We start from the raw sequence: 13,815 nt of genomic DNA on the forward strand, positions 1-13,815 counted from the left end.
ACGGCATGACGGATCAATGGGATGCCGGGCGACTGGACAGTGACCTCGAGGGTGTCGGTTTCGACACCCTGGCGGTGCGCGCCGGTCAAAACCGTACACCGGAAGGCGAACACAGCGAAGCGCTGTTCCTGACCTCCAGCTATGTGTTCCGCACAGCGGCTGATGCTGCTGCGCGCTTTGCCGGCGAAACGCCGGGCAACGTCTACTCGCGCTACACCAACCCCTCAGTGCGTGCCTTCGAGGAGCGCCTGGCTGCAATGGAAGGCGCGGAGCAGGCCGTGGGTACGTCCACCGGTATGGCGGCAATCCTGGCCGTGGTCATGTCGCTGTGCAGCGCCGGTGACCATGTACTGGTGTCGCAGAGCGTGTTTGGCTCCACCATCAGCCTGTTCGAGAAGTACTTCAAGCGCTTTGGCGTACAAGTGGACTACGTGCCACTGGTCGACCTCAATGGCTGGGAGAAGGCCATCAAGGCCAACACCAAGCTGCTGATCGTCGAATCGCCGTCCAACCCGCTGGCCGAGCTGGTCGATATCACCGCGCTCAGTGAAATCGCTCATGCCCATGGCGCCATGCTGGTAGTGGACAACTGCTTCAGCACCCCGGCGCTGCAGCAGCCGCTGAAACTGGGTGCCGATATCGTGTTCCACTCGGCCACCAAGTTCATCGACGGCCAGGGCCGCTGCATGGGCGGTGTGGTCGCCGGCCGTGCCGAGCAGATGAAAGAAGTGGTCGGTTTCCTGCGTACCGCAGGCCCGACGCTCAGCCCGTTCAACGCCTGGATCTTCACCAAGGGCCTGGAAACGTTGCGCCTGCGCATGCGTGCGCACTGCGAAAGCGCCCAGGCCCTGGCCGAATGGCTGGAGCAGCAGGAAGGCGTGGAAAAGGTGCATTACGCAGGCCTGCCGAGCCACCCGCAGCACGAACTGGCCAAGCGCCAGATGAGCGGTTTTGGTGCGGTGGTCAGCTTTGAAGTCAAAGGCGGTAAAGAGGGTGCCTGGCGCTTCATCGATGCCACCCGGGTGATTTCCATCACCACCAACCTGGGTGACAGCAAAACTACCATCGCGCACCCGGCCACCACCTCCCATGGTCGCCTGTCGCCGCAGGAGCGTGAAGCTGCGGGTATCCGCGACAGCCTGATCCGGGTTGCCGTAGGCCTGGAAGACGTGGCCGACCTGCAAGCCGACCTGGCGCGCGGGCTGGCTGCACTGTGATCGAAATCAGCGGCAGTACCCCAGGCCACAATGGCCGGGTAGCCTTGGTCACCGGTGCCGCGCGCGGCATCGGCCTGGGCATTGCCGCTTGGTTGATCTGCGAAGGTTGGCAGGTGGTGCTTAGTGACCTGGACCGCAAGCGCGGCGCCAAGGTGGCCAAGGCGTTGGGTGACAACGCCTGGTTCATCACCATGGACGTTGCCGACGAGGCCCAGGTCAGTGCCGGGGTGTCCGAAGTGCTCGGGCAGTTCGGTCGGCTGGACGCGCTGGTGTGCAATACGGCCATTGCCAACCCGCACAACCAGACCCTCGAAAGCCTGAGCCTGGCGCAATGGAACCGGGTGTTGGCGGTCAACCTCAACGGCCCGATGCTGCTGGCCAAGCATTGTGCGCCGTACCTGCGTGCGCACAATGGGGCGATCGTCAACCTGACGTCTACTCGGGCGCGGCAGTCCGAGCCCGACACCGAAGCTTACGCGGCAAGCAAGGGCGGCCTGGTGGCTTTGACCCATGCTCTGGCCATGAGCTTGGGCCCGGAGATTCGCGTCAATGCGGTGAGCCCGGGCTGGATCGATGCCCGTGACCCGTCGCAGCGCCGTGCCGAGCCGTTGACCGAGGCCGATCATGCCCAACACCCGACGGGGAGGGTAGGGACGGTGGAAGATGTGGCGGCCATGGTTGCCTGGCTGTTGTCGCGCCAGGCGGCGTTCGTCACCGGCCAGGAGTTCGTGGTCGATGGCGGCATGACCCGCAAGATGATCTACACCTGAGGCTTCCCGTCCAACCTATGCCGCTTTTGTCTTTTTTGAAAAAAATTCAATGGGGCTATTGACTTAGCTCCGCCATCTGCGTAAATTTCGCGGCCTCAGCGAAGCAAACGCAACAAGCAACATCGCGAGGGTGATTAGCTCAGCCGGGAGAGCATCTGCCTTACAAGCAGAGGGTCGGCGGTTCGATCCCGTCATCACCCACCACTTCCTGAGATGTTCCTAAAGCATCGGGTTCGCAAGAAGTCGATAGCCAGAGAGGAACGCACTGCGCAGCGGTAGTTCAGTCGGTTAGAATACCGGCCTGTCACGCCGGGGGTCGCGGGTTCGAGTCCCGTCCGCTGCGCCATTTTTCAGTAACAGATGGGTGCCTGGCACCGGTCTGAAGCCACAAGGCAAATGCCTTGGGCTGATCCCAGTTTCAATCAGGCGCGAGCCTGAACGATACGCAGCGGTAGTTCAGTCGGTTAGAATACCGGCCTGTCACGCCGGGGGTCGCGGGTTCGAGTCCCGTCCGCTGCGCCATCTTCGTTTCAAGGTCCCTAGAACACCTTGAAGCAAACACAAGAGAAGCGATCACGTTATCGCTTTTTTTGTGCCTGCCCCGAGGCCATTGCGGCGCAAGGGTAGACCCAGGTTTCAATCGGGCGCAAGCCTGAATGATACGCAGCGGTAGTTCAGTCGGTTAGAATACCGGCCTGTCACGCCGGGGGTCGCGGGTTCGAGTCCCGTCCGCTGCGCCATCTTCGCCTCAAGGCCCCATGAACGCCTTGAAGCAACGTCAAAGCGACCTTCGGGTCGCTTTTTTCGTTCTGGCGCCTGGTAAATTGCCTGCCTTTACCCAGATTTACACCAACCTGACAGGTTCTTCACCGACCAGCGGTTCCTGTGCCTGCCTGCTGTGTTGCACAATAGGCACCTTCTCGACATACCCGGAATTCGCAATGACCAGATCTTCCGTCTTTGGTGCGCTCGGGCTGGCCCTGGTGCTGGCGGGCGTGACCGGTTGTTCCTCGAAAAAAGCGGCCGTCTATGAGCACGAAAACTTCGATGACTCAGGTACGTTCTCGCGCAGCTTTCCGGTGAGCGATGCTGGCTCTTGCGAGGCGGCCAGGCGTGCCTTGCTCAGCCAGGGGTACATCATTACCAGCAGCGGTGCCAACCAGGTGGTGGGCAACAAGAGCTTCCAGCAGAACAGCGAGAACCACCTGCAGATCAGCTTCAACGTCACCTGCGCGCCGGATGTGAGCGACGAACAGCGCTCGACCATGTTCGCCAACGCCCTGCAGGACCGTTATGCACTGAAAAAGTCCAATACCTCCGCCAGCCTGGGTGTGGGCGTGCTGGGGTCGGTGTCGATGCCGATCGGCTCCAGTGACGACTCGATGGTCAAGGTAGCCAGCGAGACCGTGACTGCGGCGCAGTTCTATGACCGCTATTTCGCCTTGGTGGAGAGCTATTTGCCCAAACCGAAGAAGGTCGAAAAGGCCAAGGTCGACGCACCAGTGCCGAAGGTTGAAAAGCCGGCGGTTGACCTGGGGTTGCCGGAGCAGGCTGCGGCGAACCCAGTGGCGCCTGCCCCTGCCCAGGAAGCTGCACCCGCGCCTGCGGCTGTTTCCCCGGCAAGTGAGGCAGTCGCGGCACCGGTGGTGGATGACAGCCAGGGTTCGCAGCCGGTCGCACCGCCCGTGGAGGCTGCGCCGATTCAGGTGCAGCAGGATGCACAGCCTGCCGAGGCTGTGCCGCCTTCCCTTTGATAAAGCCGGTACAGGCTGTACACATCCCCTGTTACAGACACCCCGCGATAACTTCCTGAACACCTGCTACGTTTATCACTCATACGCTTGTCATCATCGCTTCATCCCACCTGCTTAGGCTGAAGGCGATACCCACGAAGACAAAATGAGCAAAGAGGACGCAGGGCTATGGATGAATATCAGGAAGAACTACTTGAAACCCAGGCTTATGAACTGGACACCCCGGAACCGGCCGACGATGCCACCGAGCTTTAACCCGCCCGGCGCTGGCTGCGGCGGAACTCCCCCGGCGTGAGGCCCGTCCAGCGCTTGAACGCGCGCTGGAAGGCCTCGGCTGAAGCAAACCCCAACAGATAGGCAATCTCGCCAAAGGCCAGCTCCGTGTCACGGATGTAGGTCTCTGCCAGGTCGCGCCGTGTTTCGTTGAGCAGGTCGCGAAACCGCGTGCCCTCCTCGGCGAGTTTGCGACGCAAGGTCCAGGTTGGCAGCTGCAGGTGCAGCGCCACTTCTTCCAGGTCCGGTTCACGGCCACCATTGAGCAGCGGGCCCAGCAGATGGGTGATGCGCTCGCCCAGGCTGCGTACCCGTGTGCGCTGTAGCAACTCTGCTTCGCACAGTTGCAGCAGGTGCTGCCAGGTGCTCGGGCAATGCCTGGGGTTGGCTAGTTGTAGGGTTGCGCGGCTTAGCCGCAGTTGATTGGCTTCGGCCGTGAATTGCACTGGCGTGCTGCACAGCGCCTGATAGCGCGCAGCATAGGCGGGGGCGGAAAATTCGATGCTAAGGCGTTCTGCCTGTATCGCCATGCCGGCCAGGTCGGCAAGTTGCGCCAGCCAGCCGGCAAGCAGTGAATCGACCACGAAGCGGTTGTAGGCGTTGTAGGGGCTGATGGAATAGAAGCGCAACCAAGCGCCCTGGGCATCTTCCACGAAGCTGGAACGGCCACGGTAGTTGGCTGCGTACAGGGGCTCGAAGCGCAGCAGCGTGCGCGCCGCCTCGCCCAGGGTGGGGGCCTGGGCGGCGGTTACTCCGGCCAGGCCGGCATGTGCCAGGCGGCTCAAGCGCCCCATGTGCAGGCCGAGTGCGGCTTCGCCGCTCAGCTCGATGGCTGCGTGGCCCAGGTGCATGTAGCGGGGGATCGACAAGCGCGCGCCGGCTTCGGCAAGGCGTGGGGCATCCAGGCCATAGCGCAGCAGCAGGGGCTCGGGGTCATGACCCCGCTCGCGCAGGGCCTCGGTCAGCGGCTGGACAAAGCCTACTGAAAGGTCGCCGAGGCGTACGCGGGGGCGGGCCATGGGCCTACAGCCACAGGTTCAGCAGGCGGGCGCCATGGCTAGGAGTACCCGCCAGCAGTTCACCCGACTGGCGGGCAAAGCCCTGGCCGTCGCTGGCCTGTTCCCAGAACTGCCCGCGCATGAACACGCTCATGCTGCTGACGCCGGCCCCGGCTGCCTCGGTCAGGCGCTGCCAGGCGTTCTGCTCGCTGACTTCGCCACGTTGCAGGGCCAGCCCAGCGGTGGCCTCCTGGTGGCGATTGCCACGCCATGGCGCTTCCCAGCTGCCTTTGCCGCTCAGGAACACCGGGTTGGCGATCAGCTGTACTGCTTGCTGTGCCAGTTGTTGGTGGTTTTCCGGGTACCAGCTGTCACTGCCCACCAGTACCCCCAGGCGCCCGGCGGGAGTCTGCACGACTTGCAGCGGGTGCTGGCGGCCGTCGTGGACATAGCGACGCATTTCACTGTCAGGGTATTGCTGGCGTTGGGGCTGGCCCAGTAGCGAGCCGTCGCCGGCAAACACCACGCTGCTGTTGAACAGCGGACCACGGCCGGCATGCAGCACGCCTTGTTTCACGTAGGGTTCGGGCAGCACGATCGAGCCGGCCACCAAGGTGACGCCAAACTCCTTGGCAAGGCCGCCGAACAGTTGCTGGTAGTCTGCGGCCATCTGCTCGGCCTTCATGCGCAGGTGCGCATCGGCACGCCAGTCGTCGCCGTCGGCGCCAAGCATGGCCAGGCCGTAGCGCAGCGGGTTGCTTAGCTCCAGCCATTGTTGAGCCTCGCGGCTCTGAGTGACCTGGTACAGCTCGTTTTTCTCACCGCGCGCCCACAACCAGGTACCGATGTGCTCTGGCAGCACCACCACCGTGCGTGGGCCCACCAGCCCTTGGGCTCGGGCTTGCTCCAGGTAAGCGGCGAGCTTGCGGTGCAGGCGTTGCAGGTTCTGGTAGTCGCCTGGGTAAAGCAGCGGCTCCACACCGAGCAGGTTGCCATGCTCGCCCGGCACGCCATGGTTGAGTGCCAACTCGATGCGCAGGTCGGACAGGTAGTGGCCTTCCGGGCGCTGTTGAGTCCAGAAACCGTAGCCGCAAAGCGCGGCGATCATCACCAGCGCCAGGGCGCTTGCCAGGAGTTTTCGCATGAAGCAGTACGGCACCTTGGACAGTGAGGGTCCCCTAGGTTAGTCGCGCTGTATGCCAGGATCAATAACTTGTCAGTTTCGATCATTGAGCCAATTCAAACGGCTGTTTAATGTCGCTGACAGACAAACGACGGGCCCCGCCGACCAGTGAGGTGCCCGCATACCGTGATCACGCCACCAGGGGACCTTTCCATGGCCGCCGACCGCTACCCGCACCTGCTTGCTCCGCTGGACCTAGGCTTTACCACCTTGCGCAACCGTACCCTGATGGGGTCGATGCACACCGGCCTCGAAGAACGCCCCGGTGGTTTCGAGCGCATGGCCGCGTACTTTGCCGAGCGCGCCCGGGGTGGCGTTGGCTTGATGGTCACTGGCGGCATCGCGCCTAATGATGAAGGCGGGGTGTATTCCGGCGCGGCCAAGCTCAGCACCGAGGAAGAGGCTGACAAGCACCGCATCGTCACCGAGGCGGTGCACGCCGCCGGTGGCAAGGTCTGCCTGCAGATCCTGCATGCCGGGCGCTATGCCTACAGCCCACGGCAAGTGGCGCCTAGCGCGATCCAGGCGCCGATCAACCCGTTCAAGCCCAAGGAGCTGGACGAGGCGGGCATCGAGAAACAGATTGCCGACTTCGTCAATTGTGCGGCGTTGGCCCAGCGCGCCGGTTACGACGGTGTCGAGATCATGGGGTCGGAAGGCTACTTCATCAACCAGTTCCTCGCCGCCCACACCAACCACCGCACCGATCGCTGGGGCGGCAGCTATGAAAACCGCATGCGCCTGGCCGTGGAAATCGTCAGCCGGGTGCGTGGTGCGGTAGGGCCGAACTTCATCATCATCTTCCGCCTGTCGATGCTCGATCTGGTCGAGGGTGGCAGCACCTGGGACGAAATCGAACTGCTGGCCAAGGCTATCGAGCAGGCCGGTGCGACCCTGATCAACACCGGCATCGGCTGGCACGAAGCGCGTATCCCGACCATCGCCACCAAGGTGCCGCGTGCGGCGTTCAGCAAAGTCACCGCCAAACTGCGCGGTGTGGTGAACATTCCGCTGATCACCACCAACCGCATCAATACCCCGGAAGTGGCCGAGGCGGTGCTGGCCGAGGGGGATGCCGACATGGTCTCGATGGCTCGACCGTTCCTCGCCGACCCGGATTTCGTCAACAAGGCCGCCGCTGGCCGAGCCGACGAAATCAACACCTGCATTGGCTGCAACCAGGCCTGCCTGGACCACACCTTTGGCGGCAAGCTGACCAGTTGCCTGGTCAACCCGCGTGCCTGCCACGAAACCGAACTCAACTACTTGCCTGTGCGCGCGGTGAAGCGTATCGCCGTGGTTGGCGCCGGGCCGGCAGGCCTGGCGGCGGCCACCGTGGCGGCCGAGCGGGGCCATGCCGTGACCCTGTTTGACGCCGCCAGCGAAATCGGTGGCCAGTTCAACGTGGCCAAGCGGGTGCCGGGCAAAGAAGAATTCTTTGAAACGCTGCGTTACTTCCGCAACAAGGTCAAAAGCACAGGCGTGGAGCTGCGCCTGAATACTCGCGTCGATGTGCAGGCACTGGTGGAGGGTGGCTTTGATGAAATTATCCTGGCCACCGGTATCGCCCCGCGTACCCCAGCCATTCCGGGTGTGGAGCATGCCAAGGTGCTCAGCTACCTGGATGTGTTGCTCGAGCGCAAGCCGGTGGGCAAGGCTGTCGCGGTGATTGGCGCGGGAGGCATTGGCTTTGATGTGTCCGAGTACCTGGTGCACCAGGGCGTGGCCTCCAGCCAGGACCGTGACGCATTCTGGAAAGAGTGGGGCATCGATACCCATCTTGAGGCACGCGGTGGGGTGGCCGGGATCAAGGCCGAGCCGCATGCCCCGGTACGGCAGGTTTACCTGTTGCAGCGCAAGAAGTCCAAGGTGGGTGATGGCCTGGGCAAGACGACCGGCTGGATTCACCGCACCGGGTTGAAGAACAAGCGGGTGCAGATGCTCAACAGCGTCGAGTACCTGGGTATCGACGATGCCGGTTTGCACATTCGCGTGGCGGACGGCGAGCCGCAGGTGTTGCCGGTGGACAACGTGGTGATCTGCGCCGGGCAGGAACCGCTGCGCGAGTTGCAGGACGGGCTGGTGGCGGCGGGGCAGTCGGTGCACCTGATTGGTGGCGCGGATGTGGCGGCCGAGCTGGACGCCAAGCGGGCGATCAACCAGGGGTCGCGATTAGCGGCTGAGCTTTGAATGGGCAGGGGCCGCTTCGCGGCCCTTTCGCGACCAAGGCCGCTCGCACAAGGATCGCGTAACCTTTCGCTTCGTCCATCCCTGTAAACTGCGGCCATGCCTGTATTCGACCTTCCTCAAGCCCCCCTGCAACGCCTGGATCTGCCTTGGCTGGCAACCGCACAGGTCGAAGCCGCCATCCTGCGTCTGGACCTGATCGACCCGCTGATCAGCGGCAACAAGTGGTTCAAGCTACGCCATCACCTGGATCAGGCCAGTGCCGATAACGCCCCCGGGCTGATCAGCCTAGGCGGTAACCATTCCAACCACCTGCACGCCCTGGCCGCCGCTGGCAAACGCTTCGGCTTCGCCACTGTCGGCCTGCTGCGCGGTCACGCCCAGGACACGCCAACCGTGCGTGACCTGCAGGCGCTGGGCATGGCGCTGCACTGGTTGGGCTATGGCGGCTACCGCGCACGCAACGAGCCCGGTTTCTGGGGCCCCTGGCAGGCACGTTACCCAGGCTGGCACTGCATCCCCGAAGGCGGTGGCGGGCAAGCTGGCGCGCAGGGCTGCGCGCTGATCATGCAGCAGGCGCACGCGCAAATCGCGACGCTGGGGTGGTCGGGCTACGACGCCTGGTGGCTGGCTGCTGGAACGGGTACTACCTTGGCCGGCCTGGTGCTGGCCGAGGCGGGGGCACATGCGGTACATGGCGCACTTGCCGTGCCCAGGGCTCATGGTGTGCCGGAGACGGTAGCTGCATTGGCCGGCACGCTTGGTTACCAGCTACACGACGCCTGCCGTGGTGGTTTCGGCAAGTTCGACGATGAACTGCTGGCCTTCATTGCTGAGTGCGAGCAACACACTGGGGTGCCGTTCGAAGCGCTCTACACCGGCAAGGCCCTGCTGGCCCTGCGTAATCAGGTCGCTGCCGGGCTGTTCACGCCCGGCAGCCGCCTGATCTTCGTCCACACAGGTGGCCTGCAGGGCCGGCGCGGTTACTTGTAGGGCAGCATGCGCAACAGTGTGTTGTCGCGCTGCACATAGTGGTGGTACAGCCCGGCCAGTGCGTGCAGGCCGATCAGCCAGTAGCCCCAGCTGCCGATACGTTCATGCCAGCCCTTGATGAACTTGGCCTGGTCCGGGTTCGGGCCGATCAGGTGCGGCAGTTCCAGGCCGAAGAACGGCACCGGTTTGTCGGCGGCGCTGAGGATCAGCCAGCCGGCCAGCGGCAGGCCGATCATCAGCAGGTAAAGCGCCAAATGCATCAGGTGTGCAAGGCCGGTTTGCCAGGCTGGCGGCTTGGGCACGATGGGCGGGGTCGGGCGGCTCAGGCGCATGGCCAGGCGCAGCCAGACCAGTACGAATACGCTGAGCCCGAGCATGAAGTGCAGGTCCTTCATCAGGTTGCGTTCGGCGCTGTCCTTGGGGAACAGGCCACGCAGTTCGATAAGGGCGTAGACAGCGGCCAGCAGTACCAGCATCAGCCAATGCAGGGCGATGGACAGGCGTGCGTAATGGGTCGCGGGGGTGGATGAAACCATGATCGGTCCTCGTCATCAGGTCGGAATGGCGCTCTTGCTGGCGCTCAGGTACCACTGTAAAGGTTACCGGGAACAAATCTTTGCGCTGGGTCTGTGAAAATTGTGTTGCCTGCACCGGCCTTTTTAACGGGCGACATCATGCCTCGGGTAAAAATGGCCAATTGTCAGCCACCAGAAACACCCGCTCCACCTCCTGCCATGCGCCATCACCCGCCTGCTCCAACCTCACCAGCAACTGTGCCGGCGCTTGCCGCTCCAGCACATGCAACCATGCCGCAAATTGCTCCACCGTCCAGCATTCGCCTGCTTCGACCCGCGCCGGTGCCAGCCAGGCATGCCGCTGCAGCGGCTGCCAATGCTCACCCTCTGCCATCTCCCAGTCCCGCCGTCGCACCCAGCGCCCGCGCAAGTGCTGCGGGTTGGCCCCAGCGGGTGGCTCGGCATGCCCAGGCAACGGATAGAACAGATAGCCGCCCAGCCATACATGGGCCTGCACCTGCTCAACCCCCAGCGTGGCCAACAGCTCGCGGCTGTGCGCGCCCTTGGACATGGGCAACTGGTGCCCGGCCAGGTGCGCAAGCTTGGTCCCCAACCGGTCATGGCAGCCTGGGCCCAGCCAGGTGTGCGGGTTGAGCCCGCCGCCTTCAGGGCCCAGGTACAGCTTGATCGCCAGTTCCAGGTGGTGTACGCCGTCGCCGTCGCGCAGTACCACGTCCAGCTCGCCCAAGGTGCGCCCGCCGTCGCGAATCGCCAGGTTGGCCGCCAGTAGTTCGATGCCCGGCGCCTGGCCCAGGGCGAATTGCCACAGGCGTTCGTAGTAATGCCCCAGGCGCCGGCTGCCCAGTTTCGCCAGCCATTCGCGCAACGGGCGGTCGTCGTCATCCAGCCCGCGCAACCACTGTTCAAGGCGTTGTGGCTGCTGCGCCCACAGGCTGCCTGCCAGCGGGTGGCGCTGGGGGCAGGGCGGGGCGCTGAGCAGTGGCGGCGACAGCAGGGCCCAGGCCAAATCGCGCACGGCGGGGCGCTGCAATTGTCGGGGCAGGTCTTGGAGCAAGGTGAATGGCGTCATCCTGCGAGCATAGCCGGTTTGCCGCTGCCCGGTGCTTTCGCCCATAATCGGCGCATCGTCACCCGCCGCAGAGCCTCGCAGGAGCCCCATGGAGCAATTTCGCAATATCGGTATCATCGGTCGCCTTGGCAGCTCGCAGGTGCTCGACACCATTCGCCGACTGAAAAAATTCCTCCTCGATCGCCACCTGCACGTGATCCTCGAGGACACCATCGCCGAAGTGCTGCCTGGCCATGGCCTGCAAACCTCCACCCGCAAGCTGCTGGGCGAGGTCTGCGACCTGGTCATCGTGGTCGGCGGCGACGGCAGCCTGCTGGGCGCTGCCCGTGCCCTGGCCCGGCACAACATTCCGGTGCTGGGCATCAACCGTGGCAACCTGGGCTTCCTCACCGACATCCGCCCCGACGAGCTGGAAGAGAAGGTCGCCCAGGTGCTCGATGGCCACTACCTGGTAGAAAACCGCTTCCTGCTGCAGGCCGAGGTGCGCCGCCACCACGAAGCCATCGGCCAGGGTGATGCGCTGAACGACGTGGTGCTGCACCCCGGCAAGTCCACGCGCATGATCGAGTTCGAGATCTACATCGACGGCCAGTTCGTCTGCAGCCAAAAGGCCGACGGCCTGATCGTCGCCACCCCCACCGGCTCCACCGCCTATGCGCTGTCGGCCGGTGGGCCGATCATGCACCCCAAGCTCGACGCTATCGTGATCGTGCCGATGTACCCGCACACCCTGTCGGGGCGGCCGATCGTGGTCGATGGCAACAGCGAGCTGAAGATCGTGGTCTCCAAGGACCTGCAGATCTACCCGCAGGTGTCCTGTGACGGCCAGAACCACTTCACCTGCGCCCCCGGCGACACCATCACGGTGAGCAAGAAACCGCAGAAACTGCGCCTGATCCACCCGTTGGACCACAATTACTACGAGGTCTGCCGCACCAAGCTGGGGTGGGGCAGCCGCCTGGGGAGCAGGGACGACTGATGTTCGATCCGGCGCGAAGTTTCGACATCATCGGTGACGTGCACGGCTGTGCGCTGACCCTTGAACGCCTGCTCGACACTCTCGGATACAAGCGCGTGGCCGGCGTGTGGCGCCACCCGCGACGCCAGGCGTTGTTCCTCGGTGATATCGTCGACCGTGGGCCGCGTATCCGCGAGGCGCTGCACATCGTCCACGACATGGTCGAAGCCGGCCAGGCGTTCTGCATCATGGGCAACCACGAGTACAACGCCCTGGGCTGGGTGACCCCGGCGCTGCCCGGCAGCGGCAAGGCCTATGTACGTGAACACACGCCACGCCATGCCCGGCTGATCGATGAAACCCTGACCCAGTTCGCCCACCACCCCGGCGACTGGCACGACTTCGTCAACTGGTTCTACCAACTGCCGCTGTTCGTTGACGCTGGGCGTTTCCGCCTGGTGCACGCCTGCTGGGACCCGCGCCTGATCGAGCCGTTGCGCCAGCAATACCCCGACGGGCGCATCGATGAACATTTCATCCAGGCTTCGGCGGTCAGCGGCAGTTTTGCCGACACCGTGTGCAACCGCCTGTTGCGCGGTACCGACATGCGCCTGCCGGACGGCTTGACCCTGACTGGCGGTGATGGCCTGACCCGGGCGTTCTTCCGCACCAAGTTCTGGGAAGAAGACCCGCAAACCTATGGCGACATCGTGTTCCAGCCCGATGCCCTGCCCGCGGAGGTGGCCAGTACCCCGCTCAGCCACAGCCAGAAGAACGCCTTGCTGCGCTATGACGAAGACGAGCCGCTGCTGTTCGTTGGCCATTACTGGCGCAGCGGCCGCCCGGCGCCGATCCGCGCCAACCTGGCCTGCCTGGACTACAGCGCCGTGCTCTACGGCAAGCTGGCCGCCTACCGGCTGGATGATGAAACCCGCATCGACCCGCACAAGTTCGTCTGGGTCGACGTCGACCGCCCACAGGCCAACCAATGAACATTATCGAAGTGATGCGCCTGCCGCTGTCGGTCGACCTCAGCGGCTTCGTTCACCTGCTGCAGCGCCTGCAGGTGCCACACCGGGTCAGCGAGGAGGGCGATGCCCAGGTCCTCTGGGCCCCCGATACCCTGGCCCAAGACGTGCTACAGCTGTACCAGCGCTACCCCGACGGCAACGCCGACCTCGAACTTGCACAGGCCCCTGTGGGAGCGGGCCTGCCCGCGAATAGCCCCGCACAACCCTCCCTGGTAGAACAAGCCAAAGCCTGCAAGGTCACCACCCTCACTCTGCTGCTGTGCTTCATTGTCGCCGGCCTCACCAGCCTGGGTGACAACTTCACCACCATCAGCTGGTTCACTTTCCTCGACTTCCGCGTCCAGGGCGACTACCTGTACTTCAGCTCGCTGGCGCAAAGCCTGGACGAAGGCCAGTGGTGGCGCCTGGTATCGCCCATGCTGCTGCATTTCGGCGTGCTGCACCTGGCCATGAACAGCCTGTGGTACTGGGAGCTGGGCAAGCGCATCGAGCTGCGCCAAGGGCCCTGGATGCTGCTGGGCCTGACCCTGTTGTTCAGCCTGGTTTCCAACCTGGCCCAGCACTACACCAGCGGGCCAAGCCTGTTTGGCGGCCTGTCCGGCGTGCTGTACGGCCTGCTCGGGCATGTGTGGCTGTTCCAGTGGCTGGCGCCCAACCGTTACTTCAACCTGCCCAAGGGTGTGCTGGTGATGATGCTGATCTGGCTGGTGGTGTGCCTGACCGGTGTGGTCGGCACCCTCGGCCTTGGCCAGATCGCCAATGCCGCCCACGTCGGCGGGCTGCTCATCGGATGCCTGACCGGGCTCTTGGGTGGGGCGCTGGCCCGGCGTAAACTGTCGGCTTGAA

12 protein-coding genes and 4 tRNA genes are annotated in these 13,815 nt (G+C 64.0%); 12 read left to right on the forward strand and 4 right to left on the reverse strand.

Features of this window, described 5'->3' with window-relative positions; genetic code table 11:
• The first annotated feature begins 5 nt into the window (after positions 1 to 5).
• From APH35_RS16050 to APH35_RS16080, 7 genes are all read left to right on the forward strand, one after another.
• Positions 6 to 1,217, forward strand: coding sequence for an O-succinylhomoserine sulfhydrylase (locus APH35_RS16050; RefSeq protein WP_012271207.1), 1,212 nt, complete (start codon positions 6 to 8; stop codon positions 1,215 to 1,217).
• Entirely contained in the window at positions 1,214 to 1,987 is a 774-nt protein-coding gene (locus APH35_RS16055; RefSeq protein WP_060515086.1) for an SDR family oxidoreductase, read from the forward strand. The genes APH35_RS16050 and APH35_RS16055 overlap by 4 nt, the downstream gene beginning before the upstream one ends.
• A 128-nt stretch (positions 1,988 to 2,115) precedes the next feature.
• Positions 2,116 to 2,191 (forward strand) — tRNA-Val (locus APH35_RS16060).
• Positions 2,192 to 2,256: 65 nt separating this feature from the next.
• Positions 2,257 to 2,333, forward strand: a tRNA-Asp gene (locus APH35_RS16065).
• Positions 2,334 to 2,432: 99 nt separating this feature from the next.
• A tRNA-Asp gene (locus APH35_RS16070) sits at positions 2,433 to 2,509 on the forward strand.
• A gap of 141 nt (positions 2,510 to 2,650) precedes the next feature.
• Positions 2,651 to 2,727, forward strand: a tRNA-Asp gene (locus APH35_RS16075).
• A 201-nt stretch (positions 2,728 to 2,928) separates the two neighbouring features.
• Positions 2,929 to 3,741 (forward strand): DUF2242 domain-containing protein, encoded by an 813-nt coding sequence (locus APH35_RS16080; RefSeq protein ID WP_012271209.1) that lies wholly within the window; start codon positions 2,929 to 2,931, stop codon positions 3,739 to 3,741.
• Positions 3,742 to 3,992: 251 nt separating this feature from the next.
• Here APH35_RS16080 and APH35_RS16085 read toward each other — a convergent pair whose 3' ends face one another.
• Complete coding sequence (locus APH35_RS16085; protein WP_012271210.1) at positions 3,993 to 5,033, reverse strand: AraC family transcriptional regulator; 1,041 nt, start codon at positions 5,031 to 5,033, stop codon at positions 3,993 to 3,995.
• A gap of 4 nt (positions 5,034 to 5,037) precedes the next feature.
• Positions 5,038 to 6,156, reverse strand: coding sequence for a nitrilase-related carbon-nitrogen hydrolase (locus APH35_RS16090; protein ID WP_012271211.1), 1,119 nt, complete (start codon positions 6,154 to 6,156; stop codon positions 5,038 to 5,040).
• A 192-nt stretch (positions 6,157 to 6,348) separates the two neighbouring features.
• Between APH35_RS16090 and APH35_RS16095 the strand changes: the two genes are divergently transcribed.
• Positions 6,349 to 8,385 carry an NADPH-dependent 2,4-dienoyl-CoA reductase gene (locus APH35_RS16095; RefSeq protein WP_060515087.1) on the forward strand — a complete coding sequence of 679 codons (2,037 nt, stop codon included), beginning with the start codon at positions 6,349 to 6,351 and terminating at the stop codon, positions 8,383 to 8,385.
• Between the two features lie 96 nt (positions 8,386 to 8,481).
• Positions 8,482 to 9,375, forward strand: coding sequence for a 1-aminocyclopropane-1-carboxylate deaminase/D-cysteine desulfhydrase (locus APH35_RS16100; protein ID WP_060515088.1), 894 nt, complete (start codon positions 8,482 to 8,484; stop codon positions 9,373 to 9,375).
• Here the strand turns inward: APH35_RS16100 and APH35_RS16105 are convergent.
• A complete protein-coding gene (locus APH35_RS16105) occupies positions 9,366 to 9,911 on the reverse strand; it encodes a cytochrome b (protein WP_012271214.1) in 546 nt (181 codons plus the stop codon). The genes APH35_RS16100 and APH35_RS16105 overlap by 10 nt on opposite strands.
• Before the next feature lie 136 nt (positions 9,912 to 10,047).
• Positions 10,048 to 11,070 (reverse strand): DUF1853 family protein, encoded by a 1,023-nt coding sequence (locus APH35_RS16110; RefSeq protein WP_060515089.1) that lies wholly within the window; start codon positions 11,068 to 11,070, stop codon positions 10,048 to 10,050.
• Here APH35_RS16110 and APH35_RS16115 point away from each other — a divergent pair.
• The 3 genes from APH35_RS16115 to APH35_RS16125 are packed head-to-tail and all read left to right on the forward strand — an operon-like array spanning position 11,069 to position 13,814.
• The gene (locus APH35_RS16115; protein WP_012271216.1) at positions 11,069 to 11,959 is read left to right on the forward strand and encodes an NAD(+) kinase; all 891 of its coding nucleotides are present in this window, start codon (positions 11,069 to 11,071) and stop codon (positions 11,957 to 11,959) included. The genes APH35_RS16110 and APH35_RS16115 overlap by 2 nt on opposite strands.
• The gene (locus APH35_RS16120; RefSeq protein WP_012271217.1) at positions 11,959 to 12,930 is read left to right on the forward strand and encodes a metallophosphoesterase; all 972 of its coding nucleotides are present in this window, start codon (positions 11,959 to 11,961) and stop codon (positions 12,928 to 12,930) included. The genes APH35_RS16115 and APH35_RS16120 overlap by 1 nt, the downstream gene beginning before the upstream one ends.
• Positions 12,927 to 13,814 (forward strand): rhomboid family intramembrane serine protease, encoded by an 888-nt coding sequence (locus APH35_RS16125; protein ID WP_060515090.1) that lies wholly within the window; start codon positions 12,927 to 12,929, stop codon positions 13,812 to 13,814. Before APH35_RS16120 ends, APH35_RS16125 begins: the two co-directional genes overlap by 4 nt.
• The last annotated feature ends 1 nt before the right edge of the window (position 13,815 follow it).

Source organism: Pseudomonas sp. NBRC 111132, assembly GCF_001320565.1.
In the GTDB taxonomy this organism is placed as follows: Bacteria; Pseudomonadota; Gammaproteobacteria; order Pseudomonadales; family Pseudomonadaceae; genus Aquipseudomonas; species Aquipseudomonas putida_P.

Excerpts from the sequence above, each read along its gene's own strand:
- APH35_RS16090 (WP_012271211.1), bottom strand. The coding sequence starts at position 6,156 with ATGCGAAAACTCCTGGCAAGCGCCCTGGCGCTGGTGATGATCGCCGCG.
- APH35_RS16110 (WP_060515089.1), bottom strand. The coding sequence starts at position 11,070 with ATGGGGCTCCTGCGAGGCTCTGCGGCGGGTGACGATGCGCCGATTATG.
- APH35_RS16095 (WP_060515087.1), top strand. The coding sequence starts at position 6,349 with ATGGCCGCCGACCGCTACCCGCACCTGCTTGCTCCGCTGGACCTAGGC.
- APH35_RS16105 (WP_012271214.1), bottom strand. The coding sequence starts at position 9,911 with ATGGTTTCATCCACCCCCGCGACCCATTACGCACGCCTGTCCATCGCC.
- APH35_RS16100 (WP_060515088.1), top strand. The coding sequence starts at position 8,482 with ATGCCTGTATTCGACCTTCCTCAAGCCCCCCTGCAACGCCTGGATCTG.
- APH35_RS16080 (WP_012271209.1), top strand. The coding sequence starts at position 2,929 with ATGACCAGATCTTCCGTCTTTGGTGCGCTCGGGCTGGCCCTGGTGCTG.
- APH35_RS16085 (WP_012271210.1), bottom strand. The coding sequence starts at position 5,033 with ATGGCCCGCCCCCGCGTACGCCTCGGCGACCTTTCAGTAGGCTTTGTC.
- APH35_RS16120 (WP_012271217.1), top strand. The coding sequence starts at position 11,959 with ATGTTCGATCCGGCGCGAAGTTTCGACATCATCGGTGACGTGCACGGC.
- APH35_RS16115 (WP_012271216.1), top strand. The coding sequence starts at position 11,069 with ATGGAGCAATTTCGCAATATCGGTATCATCGGTCGCCTTGGCAGCTCG.
- APH35_RS16050 (WP_012271207.1), top strand. The coding sequence starts at position 6 with ATGACGGATCAATGGGATGCCGGGCGACTGGACAGTGACCTCGAGGGT.
- APH35_RS16125 (WP_060515090.1), top strand. The coding sequence starts at position 12,927 with ATGAACATTATCGAAGTGATGCGCCTGCCGCTGTCGGTCGACCTCAGC.